General features: G+C 36.5%; 14 protein-coding genes. 7 read left to right on the forward strand and 7 right to left on the reverse strand.

All coding sequences use genetic code 11. The features are described from left to right. The first annotated feature begins 104 nt into the window (after positions 1 to 104). Positions 105 to 1658, forward strand: a complete 1554-nt coding sequence (locus CRO45_RS12395) for a methyl-accepting chemotaxis protein (protein ID WP_141400331.1) — start codon at positions 105 to 107, stop codon at positions 1656 to 1658. 62 nt (positions 1659 to 1720) lie between these two features. Here CRO45_RS12395 and CRO45_RS12400 read toward each other — a convergent pair whose 3' ends face one another. Beyond that, positions 1721 to 2605, reverse strand: a complete 885-nt coding sequence (locus CRO45_RS12400; RefSeq protein WP_097149966.1) for an AraC family transcriptional regulator — start codon at positions 2603 to 2605, stop codon at positions 1721 to 1723. Between the two features lie 109 nt (positions 2606 to 2714). Between CRO45_RS12400 and CRO45_RS12405 the strand changes: the two genes are divergently transcribed. From CRO45_RS12405 to CRO45_RS12430, 6 genes are all read left to right on the forward strand, one after another. Continuing rightward, positions 2715 to 3968: a Zn-dependent hydrolase gene (locus CRO45_RS12405; RefSeq protein WP_097149967.1), complete on the forward strand. Its 1254-nt coding sequence runs from the start codon at positions 2715 to 2717 to the stop codon at positions 3966 to 3968. Positions 3969 to 3992: 24 nt separating this feature from the next. Further along, positions 3993 to 5144 carry a M20 aminoacylase family protein gene (locus CRO45_RS12410; RefSeq protein WP_235864589.1) on the forward strand — a complete coding sequence of 384 codons (1152 nt, stop codon included), beginning with the start codon at positions 3993 to 3995 and terminating at the stop codon, positions 5142 to 5144. Between the two features lie 23 nt (positions 5145 to 5167). After that, positions 5168 to 6361, forward strand: a complete 1194-nt coding sequence (dpaL, locus tag CRO45_RS12415) for a diaminopropionate ammonia-lyase (protein WP_097149969.1) — start codon at positions 5168 to 5170, stop codon at positions 6359 to 6361. Between the two features lie 107 nt (positions 6362 to 6468). Next, positions 6469 to 7725: a M20/M25/M40 family metallo-hydrolase gene (locus CRO45_RS12420; RefSeq protein ID WP_170949488.1), complete on the forward strand. Its 1257-nt coding sequence runs from the start codon at positions 6469 to 6471 to the stop codon at positions 7723 to 7725. A 56-nt stretch (positions 7726 to 7781) separates the two neighbouring features. Then, positions 7782 to 8837, forward strand: a complete 1056-nt coding sequence (locus tag CRO45_RS12425; protein ID WP_097149971.1) for a PDDEXK-like family protein — start codon at positions 7782 to 7784, stop codon at positions 8835 to 8837. 147 nt (positions 8838 to 8984) lie between these two features. Then, positions 8985 to 9425: a CoxG family protein gene (locus tag CRO45_RS12430; protein ID WP_097149972.1), complete on the forward strand. Its 441-nt coding sequence runs from the start codon at positions 8985 to 8987 to the stop codon at positions 9423 to 9425. A gap of 409 nt (positions 9426 to 9834) precedes the next feature. Here CRO45_RS12430 and CRO45_RS12435 read toward each other — a convergent pair whose 3' ends face one another. The 6 genes from CRO45_RS12435 to brnQ form a co-directional block, all read right to left on the reverse strand. Next, the gene (locus CRO45_RS12435) at positions 9835 to 11028 is read right to left on the reverse strand and encodes an MFS transporter (protein WP_097149973.1); all 1194 of its coding nucleotides are present in this window, start codon (positions 11026 to 11028) and stop codon (positions 9835 to 9837) included. Positions 11029 to 11160: 132 nt separating this feature from the next. After that, positions 11161 to 11490 carry a BRCT domain-containing protein gene (locus CRO45_RS12440; RefSeq protein ID WP_097149974.1) on the reverse strand — a complete coding sequence of 110 codons (330 nt, stop codon included), beginning with the start codon at positions 11488 to 11490 and terminating at the stop codon, positions 11161 to 11163. Between the two features lie 628 nt (positions 11491 to 12118). Next, the gene (locus CRO45_RS12445; RefSeq protein ID WP_097149975.1) at positions 12119 to 13276 is read right to left on the reverse strand and encodes a Ger(x)C family spore germination protein; all 1158 of its coding nucleotides are present in this window, start codon (positions 13274 to 13276) and stop codon (positions 12119 to 12121) included. After that, the gene (locus tag CRO45_RS12450; protein ID WP_097149976.1) at positions 13273 to 14730 is read right to left on the reverse strand and encodes a spore germination protein; all 1458 of its coding nucleotides are present in this window, start codon (positions 14728 to 14730) and stop codon (positions 13273 to 13275) included. The genes CRO45_RS12445 and CRO45_RS12450 overlap by 4 nt, the downstream gene beginning before the upstream one ends. Before the next feature lie 157 nt (positions 14731 to 14887). Beyond that, positions 14888 to 15871: an endospore germination permease gene (locus CRO45_RS12455; protein ID WP_235864590.1), complete on the reverse strand. Its 984-nt coding sequence runs from the start codon at positions 15869 to 15871 to the stop codon at positions 14888 to 14890. A 435-nt stretch (positions 15872 to 16306) separates the two neighbouring features. After that, positions 16307 to 17623 (reverse strand): branched-chain amino acid transport system II carrier protein, encoded by a 1317-nt coding sequence (gene brnQ, locus CRO45_RS12460; protein WP_097149977.1) that lies wholly within the window; start codon positions 17621 to 17623, stop codon positions 16307 to 16309. Positions 17624 to 17759: the final 136 nt, after the last annotated feature.

Genomic DNA, 17759 nt, shown 5'->3' on the forward strand with positions numbered 1-17759 from the left:
ACTTACATTACTTTTGATAGTAAGTGCACTTAGTATGATTTTTCTATTTACTGTAACCGATAGATATAAAGAAATCATCAATGTAGATTTAAAGAAAGTGGATCTTGCAGAAGGTATTAAAGTCTTTTCAAAAAGATTTGGCGACGGCTATATTAGAATTTGTCATGTTCGGTGATGACGCAGCGATGCTTGGAGAAAACATGGCAATGGACAAATTTGAAAAAGGCATTGAAGAAGGAACAAATTATGCGAAAGCATTAATTGAAATGACGACAGATGAAGAATCTAAACAATTATTACAAGTAATCCAAACAGAAACAGTAAAATTATTTGAATCAAATGAAAAAATAATTGAACTGAGAACAAATGGTCAAGATTTTACCAGCCATGCAGCAAACTCGGTAGAATTAAACACAAAGATCCTAGATACATTAGATCAATTGATTCTACTTCAGGAACAAAATTCAGCAAAGACCATAGAGACTCTTGAGGATTATCAGCGCAATATGTTGTTATTTGTTACTGTAGTTTCATTGTTAAGTATAGTAGTTGGTTTATTGATTGCATACTTCATAAGTAGAGGAATTGCAAACCCTGTGAAGAAAATAACTACTGGATTAGAGGAAATTGCAGCAGGTAATTTACTAATTCAGCCGATACATATTAAAAATAAAGATGAAGTTGGCGTAATGGCAGCTACTTATAATAAGATGCTAGTGGATTTACAAAGTATTGTGTCAGGTGTCCGTGAATCATCTCTACAGCTTGCGGCAAATGCTGAGCAGCTTTCAGCGAGTGCTGAAGAAAGTTTAGCTTCTTCTCAAATGGTAGCGGTGACTTCTGAACAGCAAAAATCCTTAGGGAAACAGCAGGTAGAGTATATTAATCTATCTGTAAACTCATTGGCAGAGCTAAACGATAGTGTTGCACAAATTTCAAAGGACAATGAGGAAATGCTCAATGCAACGGATGGTGTGCAGACACTGGTTACAAAAGGTTCTGCTGTAGTTTCAAACGTGGCCAACCAAATGAATATGATTCATATTACGTTTGAGGAAGCAACAGATATTATGGAGAATATGGCAAAGCATTCAGATGATATTCAAAAAGTAACATCACTTATAACTGACATTTCCGAGCAAACAAACCTTCTAGCTTTAAACGCTGCAATTGAAGCAGCCCGTGCAGGGGAATATGGTAAAGGTTTTGCAGTAGTTGCTGAAGAAGTTCGTAAACTAGCAGAACAGTCGAAACAGTCAGCTTCCGAAATCGAAAGCATGATTAAACTAATACAAACAGCTTCTAGTGATGGTGTAAAAGCAATCTCATCTGGAGGATTTAAAGTAAAAGAAGGGATAGTAAAGACTACTGAATCCCTACAAGTGTTTAGTAATATAGAAGCTAGTGTTGGGGATGTTATTACTAGAGTTGAATCGGTGGCTAGCGCAATTGGAGAAATTCATGCTAAGGCTGAATCAATCACAAACAATGAAGAGCAAGTACAACAATTAGCTAAAAAAGCAGCAGAAAGTGCAAACGAAACAAACTCTGCAACAGAGGAACAATTAGCAACAACAGAGGAAATCACAACAAATGCACAATCGTTAGCAGAACTTGCTGAAAAACTACAAAGTAAAGTGAATCATTTTAAAATATAAAATAGGCACGTCAAAACCCTAAGAAATAAGGGTTTTGGCGTTTTTACATTTTCCAAGTACTTTTAGTAGCTAAAGTTCTTCTTATACGCTAACGGAGTCATCCCCATAGAACTTCTAAATTCCTTAATAAAATAACTTGTACTATTAAAACCAACCTGGTAAGCAACATCGGTAATTGTGTAATTTTCTTGTTGTAATAGGGAGATGCTTTTTTGAATACGATAATCAATCACATAATTGACAGGTGAACATTTTAAGTAACGTTTAAAATAGCGACAACATTCCGAACGGCTCAACTGGCCTGCACGAGCGATATCCTCTAGCTTTATCTTTTCTGCATAATGCTCATGGATCCAACTGAGCATTTGCTTCATTCTCTGACTTTTTACGATTTCTGTCTGAACATATTCTAATTTAAATCCGTTATCGATTAAATTTTTCCAAATGTATGTTAATTGCATCGTTATGTCCATTTCATAGTAAGGTGGAGTTTGCTCAATATATTGATAAATTTTTAAAATTGCCTCTAAAATGTTTTTCCCCCAGTTTTTCTGTGCATCAATGTATAAATAGGGTAAATTGGTCGCTTGAATATACGGTTTAACATACCTCGTAAAAAGCTCTGGAGACAAAATAAAATAAGGTGAAACATTTAGGCAAATATAGACACAGTCCGATTGCTCTTTATCTTTTGCCATGTGTAAGCATTCACTATTAATAAATAATCCATCTCCTTGTTTGACAGCAATCCATTCTTCATTCACTTGAAAAATAGCTTCCCCTTTAACGATGTATACAAATTGAATTTCATCATGCCAATGGAGTGGAATGTGGCCATGTATATGTTGATTGATGGTCGTTTTATAACATGCAATTGGCAAAACGACTGTTTGATGCTTCGTTAATTCTTTTAAATTTTCATCAATTAAGAAGTTTTTCATTTGCATGTCATCCACCTCAATATATTTATATTTTTCTATTCAATATTAGTATTAATTTTAAGAATATTCAATTAACATGATATTATCGTTACATTTATTTAAAGGGGATAGATATATGAAAGCTACTAACATACCTCAAACAATCAACTCTGCACGTCTACTTTCACGACTTCAAGAACTCGGACGTATTGGTCTTGATAATGACAATATACGTACAAGATTAGCAGCTACAGATGAAGATAAAGCTGGACGTGACCAATTAATTAGTTGGATAAAAGAAGCGGGTTTGGAAGTTGAAATTGATAGAATTGGTAATATATTTGGAATTTGGACTACAGAAGAAAATAAATATGAAAAACCAATTATGCTAGGTTCGCACATCGACACTGTTATTAACGCTGGAATGTATGACGGCTGTTATGGGGTGCTTTCAGGACTTGAGGTAATCAAAACTTTGCAGGAGAAAAGGTTTAAACCAGCTCGTCCAATCGCAGTTGCCGCATTTACAAATGAAGAAGGTGTTCGCTATCAGCCTGATATGATGGGTTCTCTTGTATATGCTGGTGGGCTTTCTGTTGAAGATGCACTTAATTCAATAGGTACGGATGGCACTGTATTAGGTAAGGAACTTGAGCGTATTGGTTACGCAGGTTCGAAGGAGCCTGGTTTTATTAAACCTCACGCATACATTGAGCTTCATATTGAACAAGGTCCGATTTTAGATAAAGAAGGGACTCCAATTGGAGCGGTTGAAAATCTACAAGGAATTTCATGGCAACGTATTACGATTACAGGGGTTGCAAACCATGCTGGTACGACACCAACTGAAATGCGTCATGATGCAGGACTTGCGGCAGCGCGGGTGATCACTTATTTAAGAAATCGTGCTAATGCTTCAAATGGACAAACTGTAGCAACAGTTGGGACGATTTGTTTTGAACCCAATGCAGTAAATGTAGTTCCAGCTTTAGCAACATTTACAGTTGACTTACGTAACCCGAACGAAGAGAGATTACAACAGGAAGAAGAAGCACTTGCAAACTACCTTAAAGAACTAGCGGCAGTAGAGGAAGTAACGATTTCAACTGAGCAACTCGTTCGGTTTTCACCAGTTACTTTCGATGAAAAGATCGTAAACGTGATTGAAGAAGCTGCTAGTAAACAAGGACTTCCATCAAAAAGAATGACATCTGGCGCGGGCCACGATGCACAAATGATTGCACGAATTTGTCCAACTGCGATGATCTTCGTTCCAAGTGTTGATGGGATAAGCCACAATCCTAAGGAATACACGAAAGACACAGATTTGGTAGCTGGAGCGAATGTATTACTTAATGTGGTGAGTAATCTTACAGGTATAGAAGAGTAAGTTTGTTGGAGGTAGAGTATAAACATGATAGATTTGAAACAACAGTTAGTAGAATGGCGCTATCATTTGCATCAGTATCCTGAAACGGCATTTGAAGAAGTGAAAACTTCAGCTTATATTGCAGAAGAGCTGAAAAAGATGGGGCTAGAAGTTCATGGAAATATCGGTGGTACAGGTGTTGTCGCTAACCTTACTGTCGGAGATGGTAAGGGTGTCATTGGGTTACGAGCGGATATGGATGCATTAAATTTAAATGAAATAAAAGATCATCCATACCGTTCGCAACATCCTGGGAAAATGCATGCATGTGGTCACGATGGACATATGACAAATCTACTTGGTGCTGCAAAACTGCTTTCAGAACGAAAAAACTTTAATGGAACAGTTCGATTTATTTTTCAACCTGCTGAAGAAATCGGTAAAGGTGCGGAAGCGATGATTAATGATAAATTGTTTGAACGCTTTCCAGTAGACGAAATTTACGGATTACACAATATGCCTAATTTACCTGTTGGGACGATTCACACTCGACCAGGTCCAATCATGGCTAGTGAGGATAACTTTGTCATTCGTATTAAGGGAAAAGGCGCCCACGCATCGAGTCCACATATGAGTGTTGACCCCTTAGTTATCGCAGCAGAAATTATCCTTGCTCTACAAACAATCGTTGCGAGAAATCTTGACCCTATTGAAACAGCAGTGGTGTCATGTACAGAAATTCACACCGATGGAATTAGAAATGCAATTCCTTCAAACGTGGAAATCAAAGGGGATACGAGAAGCTTTAAACTGGAAGTTCAAAAATTACTTGAAGATCGAATGAGAAAAATTTGCGAAAGCATTTGCGAAATGTATGGCGCTGAATGCGAGTTTGAATATACCCATGAATTTTCACCTACGATTAATTGGGATGAATGCAATAAGATCGCGACAATGGCTGCGCAAAACATTGTTGGTGAAAAAAATACAAACAGTGATTGTGCTCCATTTATGGCATCTGAGGACTTCGGTAAGTTTCTCGAAACCATTCCGGGCTGTTTTGTTTTCCTAGGTGTTAAAAATGAGGGAGAGGAATTGATTCCTCTACACAACCAGCTCTATGATTATAATGATGAAGTTTTAGTGATTGGTGCTGAATTTTTGGCAGAAATAGTTCAGATACGCCTTTCTAAATAATATAAGAAATGGGGTAAAACAAATTGAAATTAGTTAAATTTGATCGCAAAACTGAAGGGAAAACTGATATTCAATTTTTAAATTTGGAAGAAGCAAATAATGTTCACAAGTTCCATAAAAGCTTCCCACAATATGAACCGACACCGTTAGCTGTTTTAGACAATCTAGCAAAAGAGCTGGGAGTTTCAAAGATTTTCGTAAAAGATGAATCCTATCGATTTGGTTTAAATGCTTTCAAGGCATTAGGTGGATCTTTTGCAATTGGACACTACCTAGCTGAAAAGTTAGAAATTAATCCAGATGAATTAACCTATGACAAGCTCGTTTCACCTGAAGTGAAAGAAAGATTAGGAGAATTAACATTCATTACAGCAACAGATGGTAATCATGGTAGAGGAGTAGCTTGGACAGCAAAACAGCTACAACAAAAATCAGTTGTTTATATGCCAAAAGGGTCATCTGAGGAAAGATTAAACCATATTAAAAACGAAGGTTCAGATGCATCCATTACGGAGGTTAACTATGATGATGCAGTTCGCTTAGCGGCGCAACATGCAGAGCAGAATAACTGGGTACTAGTTCAAGATACGGCTTGGGAAAACTACGAAGAGATTCCGAAGAAAATTATGCAAGGATATATTACGATGGCCTTTGAAGCTTATGAACAGCTTAAAGAATCAGGCGAAAAGCCAACTCATATCTTTATCCAAGCAGGCGTGGGGTCAATGGCAGCGGCAGTTCAAGGCTTCTTTGCAAATGTATATGGAGACGACCGTCCAATTACAGTTGTCGTGGAACCAGATAAAGCAGATTGCATATTTAAAACAGCCGAAGCCAATGATGGAACGTTACATTTCGTAAAAGGCGACATGGATACAATTATGGCGGGACTAGCATGCGGTGAACCAAGTACGCTAGGTTGGGAGATTTTAAAGGATTATGCCGATGCATTTCTATCATGTCCTGACAATATCGCGGCCCAAGGAATGAGAATTTTAGCTGCGCCTATCAAAGATGATGCGCAAGTAATTTCAGGTGAATCTGGTGCAGTTGGAGTAGGTGCTGTTAGTGAACTCGTTAGAAAAAGTGAATACGCACAACTAAAAGAACAACTACAAATTAATTCCGACTCAAAGATTTTATTCTTCAGCACAGAGGGCGATACAGATGCTGAACATTTTAAAAAGGTAGTTTGGGATGGAGCGTATTCCGTTTAAGTTAATTTAGCTAGGTTCCTTTAGAGCGGGCCTAGCTTTTTTATTTTATTATCCATATCTATTATAATTACTAGAATAGTATTTTTTTCCACAAAGGGGGAATGGAAATGTATTACGAGAATTTACGGAATAAATTAATTCAAGAAATAAACGAGAAAGAAGGTTTTCTAGTAGAGCTTTGTTCAAAGCTAGTGAAAATCCCAAGTGAATCTCCAACCTCTGATACACAAGAGTTAGTGGAAATAATTGTAGAGTTTTTACAGGGAATTGAAGGGGCAGAAGTGTCGGTTCATACATTGGAAGAACCTATTCAAAATATAGTAGCTCGCATTAAAGGGTATGGTCCTGGCAAACGTTTAATTTTCAACGGCCATTTAGATACCTATCCAGTTGGCGATCCAAAGGCATGGACAGTCAATCCTTTTGGTGAGTTGAAAGATGGAAGGTTATATGGTCGTGGATCCTCTGATATGAAGGGTGGCATTGCATCCTATTTATTAACTTTTATGATTCTAGCAAACTATCGTAGTGAATGGTCTGGGGAAATTGTATTAACCCTTGCTGGAGATGAAGAAACGATGGGGGGAAAAGGAACAAAATTTCTTCTAGACACCGTTCCAGAAGCTACTGGTGATGCGATGATTTGCGGAGATGTGGGCTCGCCATTAGTATTGCGTTTTGGGGAGAAAGGCTTGTTCTGGCTTGAGTTGAATGCGGTCGGGAAACCTGGTCATGGTGCACATGTGCATAAAGGAGTCAACGCGATCGATCGACTCGTTGAAGGCATTACTAAAATTAATGAAACCCTAAGAAAATTACCAGTTCAGCACGATGAGATGGTAAGAAGTGCGATATTGACAGCAAGCGAAATATCCGAAGAAATTTCCGGTAGGGGAGAAACGGAAGTTTTACAGAGCGTTACGGTGAACTTTGGTGAAATTGAAGGCGGAACATCTCCAAATCTAATTCCAGCCAAGGCAACAGCAAGAGCGGATATTCGAATACCTGTAGGAACAACGATTGCACAAGTGAACGAAAAAGTGAAGGAAATCGTAGATTCAATAGAAGGATTGTCTTATAAAGTTCTACGTCAATATGAACCGAACTTTTCAGATGTAAATCATGAAATTTTCTCCTTAACAGCCCAAAACGTTCAAGAAATTATGGGGAAATCACCTGTAATCACAATGCGAGTTGGCGCATCGGATGCCCGCCACTATCGAATTTCTAAGCAAGTCCCAACAGTTGTATGTGGACTCACGCCATATAACCTTGGTGGGCCGGACGAATATATTGAGTTGGACGAACTGCTTGATGTTGCAAAGATTCATTTGTTGACTGCTATTGATTTTCTATCTAATTAATATGCGGAGTGGTGCATCTCTCTGGTACCGCATGTAGGAAATGAGGTAACAAAGTTTTGGAAGTTCAAAAAACGATTTTAGAATACAAAGACATCCTTGAAAATATGAAGAAATTTGTCAGACCTAAAAGGGAAAAAACGGTGTTTTCTATTGGCGGACGAGGACATTATGAAAATCCGATTAGTGATGTGTTGGCTTTCTTTTTAGATCCAAATGAGGAGCATCAATTTGATACTTTATTTTTATCTAGCTTTATTAAAGTTGTAGGAAAAGAGTTTGAAAGTGTTGAAGCGAGTCAAATCGAAAAGATTGAGCGTGAGGTTGTCACTCATTCGGGGAACCGCATCGACCTAATTGTTGAAAGTGAAAATTGGGTGCTCATTATCGAAAACAAAATTTATCACTCATTACTTAATCCGCTAGAAGACTATGAAGATTATATAAAAATGAAGTACCCTCATAAACAGCCAATATTCGCTTTATTATCAATAAATGAAATATCGAATATACCACCTAATTGGACAAGTGTTTTGTATTATGATTTTATTTCGGAAATTAAGAAACAAGCAGGACCGTATATGTTTAATGGTAACAGTGCGAAATGGTCGTTTTTTATGAAGGATTATTTATTAAATATAGAGGAATTGATAGGAGAGTCTAAGGTGGACAAGGAATTGGTGAATTTTGTACAGCAAAACTATAATAAGATTCTTGAGCTCATTGAGGTGAAGGATCATTATATTAATTCATTACGAAAAATGTTCTCTTCTATTTTATCTGAAACAACGGGCAATAAAGTAGAAGACAAAGTTCATAATTGGTCGAAACGAGTAGCGATCCGCTTTTACTGCCCAGATCAGTGGGGGCAACAATCAAACCTTGTTTTAGTCGTATTACCTCAAGGGGATTTCAAAGTTTATTTCTACTTATACGGAATTGAAGAAGAGCTGCAAGAAGAGGAAAATAAAAAGTTAATTATAGATGGATTTCATCATTGGAAGGAAAACAAAGGAACAGTTCTCTGTTATAAATCAGAAGAAAGATTCAATTTAGATGAAGCGAAGAAAGTATTTATTTCTACGGCACAACACCTTAATCAATATTTTTCGTGAGCAGGATCAACGCACATTTGAGATATGAGAGGACTGTACATAGGCGAATGTGTATTTTAGTAATGTAATTTTACACATTTTATGCAATAATTATCTTTTAAGAAATTGTTGAGTTAAAGCTCATACGTAGTGAAAGTAGGGATTATGATGGCGACGGGAACACATACAGTTGAAATTCCAGTAGAAGTACAAGCAGTTTGGGATTATGTGAGTGACCTTGAAAAATGGGCAACAGAAGTGCCAGCTTATAAAGAACACGAAATTCTCAATGACAAACAATCAATTTGGACTTTTGAAGGTAGCGTAAAAGGGATTAAAAAAACAATCCAAGCGCAAGTAGACATTATTGAATGGAACGAACCTTCAAATATTAAGTTTGAGTTAAAAGGATTATCAGATAACTTCACAGGAAGCGGTCAATTTACTGCAGAAGAAGTTAGTGGAAAAACAACAATGACTTGCACGGTAGAAGTCAACGCAGGCGGGATTTCAGGTGCGCTGTTGACTCCAGTTATTAAATGGGCTGTTCCAAAAGTAGCATCTCGTTTAACAGAATCAATTGCTCGTAAAATTTTGGTATTTGCGTAGTTTGTATGAGGGCCAATCCATCATCGGATTGGCTTCTTTTTTTGTTAATCAGGAAGTTCTATTGAAAATATGTGATGAAAATATGTGAGTTATTTGACAGTATTTAGGGGAATTGAGGCAACTTGTCACGGAAACCGAATTTGCGAGACAAGGTTTAGGGGAATTCCGAGAAAGTGTCACGCAAAAGGAATTTACATGACAAAATTTTTGGAAATCCTAAAAAAGTGTCATGTAAAAGGAGTTTACGAGACAAGATATCTAAAAATCCAAATAAAGTGTCTCGTAGTCGCTCATGATCCACTAATTTTTAATGGTTGATCGGCAACAAGCATTGTGAATAATGACATTTCCAACACGCTCCATTAATAAAAATATATCGTCTATTTCTAATCGATTTCTATATTCTGAATTACCCTCTATTCATTTCATAACCCTTATATTTCACCATAAATACAATACCAAGTATCGGTCCAACGGCTAAAAAAGAAAATACCCACTCCCAACCAACCAATCTCTGTAGGATAGGGACTAGATTGATAGAAATTATAGTGAGTAGAAAGCCAACGCACATTTGGAAGGTCAACGCTGTGCCAACATATTCTTCTTCAGCTATTTCAGATACGGCTGCAGAAAATTGAGCCGAGTCAGAAATGATCGACATTCCCCAAATCAATGAAATCGTCAGTGTTAGCCAAATCGAATGACCAAATGTAAAACCAATACCAATGGAACAGATTGCACTAATGAACATAGACAGAATTGTTGAATTGGCTCTTCCCATTTTATCTGAAAGGAATCCACCAATCACACAACCAATTCCCCCTGCAAGACCAATGGAGGCAAATGCAGATAAGGCCACAAACCAATGAGGAGTTTCTGGCGAATTGCTTAAGAAACTAGCTGCTAAAAAGGCGGAAAGCCATGTCCACATTGCATATAATTCCCACATATGACCAAAGTAGCCGAAATTGGCAAGCATGATTGGTTTATTCAACACTACCTTTTTTATTAATTTGAACGAGAAAGGTAATTTTTTCAATTGAACAGGAGCATCTTCTAAAATAAAGGTAACAATAATAGCTGATAAGAAAGCTAACAAGGAACTACAAATGATGACTAACTTCCAATTTAAAGAAGAGAAAAACAGAACAACAAAATGTGGTAATGATGAACCTAATGTTATTGCTCCTATTAAGATTCCAAGCGCCAGTCCACGCTTTTTGGGAAACCATTGGGATAAAATCTTCACACCAATTGGGTATACACCTGCAAGGGTCATGCCGGTAAGAGTTCTAAGAAGTATGCCGATGAAAGCGTGATCGACTAAAACTATTAAGGCATTAAATACTGCACTAAGAAATGCAGAAACTGCCAAAACTTTTCGTGGATTAAAACGGTCAGCAAGTCCGAAATAAGAACTTACTAATGCTCCAATGACAAATCCAAGAGGGACAGAAGCTGAAAACCATGCTTCTAATTGGGCGTTTATATTCCAAATTTCCATTAGTTCGGGTGCAATCACAGATGCACTAAACCACAAGCTTAATGCAAATAATTCTGCTAAACCAATCCAACCTAACGCCCTCCATGATCCTTGAATCATCCAATCCCCGCCTCATAGTCTGAATTAGTATATTATACCAATTGAATGTTATAAAAAGACATTTCATTATCAAGTTTTTTATAATTCCAAGGATGAATGTACTCTAAGAATCTGGGTCTTTAATCTATAAATTTAATAACCTTTTGGCATAGATAAAACCCAAATAAAATCATCTTCAGGTAGTATTTGTATGTCAAAGCCAAGACTTATTAATTGCTTCGCCATTAGGTGTTTCGTACTGACACCACGACGTTTATTACCAAGAATAACAAAATCCGTCTCCTTTGTAACAGCGCCTTGCAAAACTCCTCCAAGTGCCCGCACTTTCTTCGCAGCTTCTGAACGAGTCATTGTGGACAAGGCCCCTGTAAAGACGATTCTTTTATCATAAAAGGGGTGTGTAAATTGTTGTGATGAATCAGAAAGAAGGATCACTTCTGGGTTGTCTTTATTTTGGTTCATTTTATTTCTCCTAGATTGAGTAAAGAGTTTATATTGGGCGATTTTTACTCCTTATGAGGGAATGCTTTCCCTTTATTAGTAGCTTTTCGAGAGTTATACGAGCAACTTTTCTTCTGTTATGAGCAAGTTTTACTCCCTTACGAGCGACTATTCTCGAATTACGAGCAAGTTTTGTCTACTTACGATCATCACCATCATTAGTCGCGCATTATGATCAACTTTCCAGAGTTACGAGCAACTCCAATAAGAAACTATTATACAAAAATTATATGCAACTAGAAAAGAAAACATCTATAGTCACTGGCCTCCCCCATGTTCCCTACCATAACACTTTATGTTCCATGAAGTGAACAGTCGGTGTATTTACAATGGTTATTGCGGCAGACATTGTTGTTTCCTATGAGTTTGAACAGGAACTATTAAAATGTTATTAACTCGACCAGCAGCACGCTGAAAGATTTTATTGTCAAAACTTGTTGCGACTCTATTTATTGTGAGTGGGGCTGTGGCAATATTGGGGTGTTTGATTTTATGTGACGATTCTTTTTTATATTTGAAAGATGTCCCTATTTGAATAGAGAAACCTCCTTAATGTAGCATGACACTACCTAATAAGGAGGTTTTCATTTTAATCAATCGTCGTTTTAAACGATTTTCTTCCAGAATCGTAATTATCTATAATAATGTTAATGTTGTGAATGGATTTCTCAGTAAGTGGAATTTTACCATCCGTATGCAGTTCGCTCCAAGCTTTATTGTTACTTCGATACAAAATTTCAGAAAGTCGATATATATCCGCATCTCTTTTGAGTCCTTCTTTAAAAGTTGTTTCAATTTCTTTTTTTACAGCCTTTTCAACAGTCTCGCGTATGTCAGCGGTCGTTATCGATTCTGAATAGCTGTTTAAGGATACGGTTGTATTTAGAGTGATATCAAATTTTACTTCTTTTCCTTCAATAACTGGTTCAATTTGAACTTTTAAACCTTGCAAAACAACCGTAATAAAATCGTCTTCTTTGGAAGAATCTACTTTGGAAGTAATTTGCGCTCTTGTTGTTTTATGAGATAACCATTGGAGCCCTTTCGCTTTTTCTTCCTTGATAAACCCTTTAAATTGATTTGGTGCAATAACCCCTACGCCAGAAATTTCCACGGATTCATCTGGTCCCTTTTGTGTTTTCCAATCTTTGTTCATTGTCACATATGGAATTTTCACATCATAACTTGGTTCGTTAAGCTGAATAATTAGTTGACGCATGCTTAACGGCTCTATATAGGATGCTTGTTCAAAGCTATTATAAGGATCCGCTAATTTTGTTAAAGTAATTGAACGTTTGAGAAGGGGGAGGGCAAGTAAAAATTCTTCTAAAGGTTCATCTGTACAATAGACCAAAGTTTGATATCTCGTGTCTGTATGTTGTGTAAAAGTATTGATAATAGAGTTAATATGATCTTTTTTCATTAAATCCTCTGTCACAATAAAGAACGATAAATGCCCCCAATATACCTCTTCATCAATAGCATGGTAAAGTTGAAAAAGTGCTTCGGTAAATGTATTACCCTTTGCTGAATTCACTTCAGATTGGATTACATCTTGATTTACCTGTTCGGACTTTGCCACGTTTGAAAAACTGATGATTTGCATAAATACTTCGTACTGCTCATCTTTATAATCAATTCCAACTCCATGTACATAGAACATTCGCTCATTTTCTCTTGAGTCCCAACAACCAGAAAGTAATATTGATAATAAAAGAAGTGGAATAATCTGTTTCCAATGGTTCATTTTGATTCCCCATTATTGCTTCGTGATTTGTCCTGCGGATTTAACGTGCCGGGTCTTTTTGTATACTTATCCCTTGAAGCTCTAAAAAATGTCTTTTTAAAATTATCCCAACTTAAATCGACGGATATGTTCAAATATGGAACACCAAAAATACGCATGTTCGCTATATATAAAACCGTTAAGTAAATACACATGAAAAATCCAAATAACCCGAAAACCGCTGTAATTAGAATAAAAACGATTCGTAAAATACTAACCATTGTAACAAGCGATTGATTCACAATGGTATAAGATGCTACGACAGAAATGGCGATAACAACAATCATCGCGGGACTAGTGATACCTGAACGAATAGCTGCATCTCCAATGATTAATCCACCAACAACACTAAATGTGCCACCTAAAACGCTAGGTAGACGTAGACTCGCTTCTCTAAACATCTCGAACATAATCACTAAGAAAAGCATTTCTAAAACTGCAGGAAATGGTAAACCGCGATTAGCGATAACTACTGTCGCAAGTAGTTGGAGTGGCAATTGATTTTGGTGAAATAGTGTTAAAGCTAACCAAAATGCTGGTAAAGTGGTCCCGATTAATATACCTATTAATCGTAAAATACGTTCAAAAGCACCAAAGACTACTGGGGTTTCAAAGTCCTCAGCTGATTTCAATAAATAAGTTACATTGACAGGTGTCATCACTGCATAGGAAGTTCCATCCACCATTATTAAAAAACGACCTCTAATTAATGATTGAATGGCAAAATCAGGTCGTCCCGTATAATGGGTTGCAGGTAGAATCCAATTTTTTTTATTGATAAATTCCATTAATGAATCCGCACTAATAACAATGTCAGTGTCGATATTGTTTAACTCTCTTTTCAGTTCCTCTAAAATCCCTTTGTTAGCAATGTCATCGATATAGAGAATGGCGACAGCGGTTTTTGTACGTTTACCGATTTCCAACTTTTCTACGCATAAAGAGTTAGAGGGGAATCGTTTTCGAATAAGGGCGATATTAATGGATAGATCTTCTATAAAATTATCCCTTGGCCCTTTTACAAGGGCTTCTAGGTTTGTATCTTCTGGGTTTCGATTCGGTTTTCGTGCAATATTACTAGCGTAAAGAAGTTGTAGTTCATCAAAACATATGAGTACCTTTCCACTGTAAACTGATGTTATTACGTCATCTTTGTTTGTAATGGGATTAAATTCAGGGATTGGTAGTTGTTCAATCATGGTTTTATCTATTGATTGATTCGTTGATCCGTTAAAAAGATTCTCAATTTTTGGTAGAACGACTGAATATAACATTTGTTGGTCGACCATGGCATCACATTTCACAAAGTGAACTTCAGATCCATTAAAGATGAATGTACTGATTAATACATCCTCTGATTTTTCAAACAGTTGTTTAATAGTAGCTAAGGTTACTGCTTGTCCGGCTCTGTCCATTCAGTATCACTACTTTCTCGTGCTGTGTTTTTATTTTCCGAGCGTGTACGTTGGACGGTTTTATTCGACTTTTTCCCGGAGATAAGTACAATAATCCACAATACAATTAGTAGAATGAAAAAGAAAATAAAAGTAGATATCAAAAATTCAAAATTGTTTAATGTAAAAAAAACGTATCATCTAAAAGGAATAGTATTAAATTAATAATGAAAAACGGTGGAACCATATAAGTCCAAATACGTTTTCGTTTACCAGCTATATTTAATATGTCCGCAGCGATGAATAATAATAACCCCACGCGGATAAATGTCCCTGTTAACCATTGATAAATTGATAGGAAATCCATATGTTCAATAAAGCGACCTATAGAAACTAAGCCCCACTCTTCATAGGCAGGATATCTATGCTTGGCTGCTTCTTCCGGGCCAAATTCTGTTATTGCACCAATAAGCGGACCCATCGTTAACCATGATAAAATTACAATCATAATAACGATATGGAACCATTTAAATGATTTTTTTAAATGTTGCTGTATAAATAAAAGCAATGTGATTTCAATAAGCCCAGAAGCTGGATAGACGGCTGCTTTGAAAATTGGTGAATAACCATGTTCGAAAAAAGGCCTTAATAAGCTAAAATCTTTCACTTGTAAATTAACAAAAGCAACATAAAAACCTAAAATGACAACAACAAATAAGACTAGTACATTGACCATTACAATTGTTTGAATGTTTGTTGAAACAAGTAAAAAACAAACAATTATATATATCGTGAGTAATATAAGTTGCGGTGTGGCATCTAGAAATGTATCGGATATCCAAAGTATTGTTTCGTGCATGGTGAAAGCGGCTAATAAAAAAAGATAAACTACAACAGTATATAAAATGATGGAAGACCCTACTCTCCCTAATTTCTCCCTTAACCAATCTTTCAGTGGCATTTGGTTTGTGCCTTTTTGAATATAGATCATTAATAATAACAGAGGAAATATAAAAACCGCCGCAATAATGACGGAAGCCCATCCGTCTCTTTTCGCTTGCTCCAGTATAGGCGGAAGAATCGTCACATGATTTTTCAACCCTATAAAGGTCATGACGAGTAAAATAGCATGAATTATACTAAACTTTCCGATTTTATTCATTCAAGAACCTCAATCAAAATTTGTTTTGTTCAGTTTTTCCATTTATGGGGATAAATAAACGGGGTGAGGGATTGGGGAAGTAAGTTTACAATGAGAAAGTGACTTCGGGACAAAATAAGAAGAGTCCTGAATAAAGTGTCTCGTAAAAGTGATTCACGGGACAAAAAAAGAAGAATCCCGAAGAAAGTGTCTCGTAGAATGGATTTAAGGGACAAAAAAGAAGAATCCTAGAGGAAAGTGTCTCGTAGAAGCGATTTACGGGACATAAAAAGCAGAATCTCTGAGAAAGTGTCTCGTTGAAACGACTTACATATCAAAAAATGAAGAATTATTGGAAAATGCCTAGTAAGAAATCTAGCGCAAAGTTAATCTAAATGATGGTATCAAAAAAATACCACGGCCAAAACACGAAATTGACTGTGGTACTTTTCTAATTTATTTCATTACTTCATCTACCGAAGATTTACCTCTTCCAATAACTGCCCCAATTATAACACCAGCTAATGCAGGCAATATCCATCCGACTCCTTGATCGTAAAGTGGGATAAAACTCAGTGCATCGGATAATGATTTTCCTAGGAAAGTGACATTAATTGTTTCAATAATACTAAAAATCGCTGTTAAAATAATCGAAACTCGATAAACAGAAAGATTCACATATCGATTAAATATCCCTAATAAAATCAAAACAATTGCCAGTGGATAAATCATTCCTAATATAGGGACGGAAATCGCCAAAATTTGATTTAAACCTAAGTTCGCTACTGCAAAACTAACAATTGCCGTAATTGTAGCCCACACTTTATAAGAAAAGACAGGGATAAGTTTTGAGAAATACTCACCACATGAAATAACTAAACTAATGGACACACATAAGCAAGCAACAGTAAACAATAATCCTAGAATTACAATACCTGCGGGTCCAAATAATTCATTCATTACAAGTGTCAGTACTTCAGCACCGTTGTCTAGTTGTTCAATAGAAGATACCGATGCACCTAAATACGTGAGTATACTATAAATGACAGCTAATAAAACCCCTGCACCGAGCCCTGCAAGCAACATGTACTTTGAAAGTGCTGCATTATCTTTAATTCCTTTTGCGCGAATGGTATTCACAACGACGATTCCATAAACAAGCGCGGCTAAAGCATCCATTGTTAAATATCCATCTAAAAATCCTTGGAAAAAGCCGTTTGATGTATATAGCTCAGTAGCTTGAGCGTATGGAGAAACTGGTGTGAAAATGGCTTTTACAAAAATAATAGCGATTAAAATTAATAAAATCGGTGTTAGCAGTTTGCCAAAACGGTCAACGAGCTTTGATGGCGATAAACTTAAAGCTAAAACAATTAAAAAGAAGATGACAGTATAAATGAATAGCATCATTGATCCGCCTTTTAAATGTTCAGGTAAAAAAGGGTTGATACTCATTTCATAAGCAACTGTTCCTGCTCTTGGAATTGCTAAGCCAGGCCCGATTGACAGATAGATTAGCACTGGGAAAATGATTGCAAACAGTGGGTGAACTCGAGTAGCCAATGTATTAAAACTTCCGGCTTTCCCAATTGCAATGACCCCTAAAATTGGTAATCCTACGGCAGTGATAACAAAACCAATTAGGGAAATCCACATTTCTTCACCAGCTGAGTTCCCTAAAAATGCAGGGAAGATCAAGTTTCCAGCGCCAAAGAACATGGAAAATAACATAAAGATAATAAATAATAATTCTTGATTTTTAAGTTTAGGCATTACATTCTCCTTAATAAATAAAAATATCTTTGTAGTATAACAATTTCGATGGATGGTGCCTATATAATGTGAAAAAGAAGTAATATTAAAAATAGTTGCTCATTTTGAGGTTGAAGTTGCTCAATCCCACCCAAAA

Origin of the sequence: Ureibacillus acetophenoni, assembly GCF_900220965.1 — a bacterium.
Lineage (GTDB): Bacteria > Bacillota > Bacilli > Bacillales_A > Planococcaceae > Ureibacillus > Ureibacillus acetophenoni.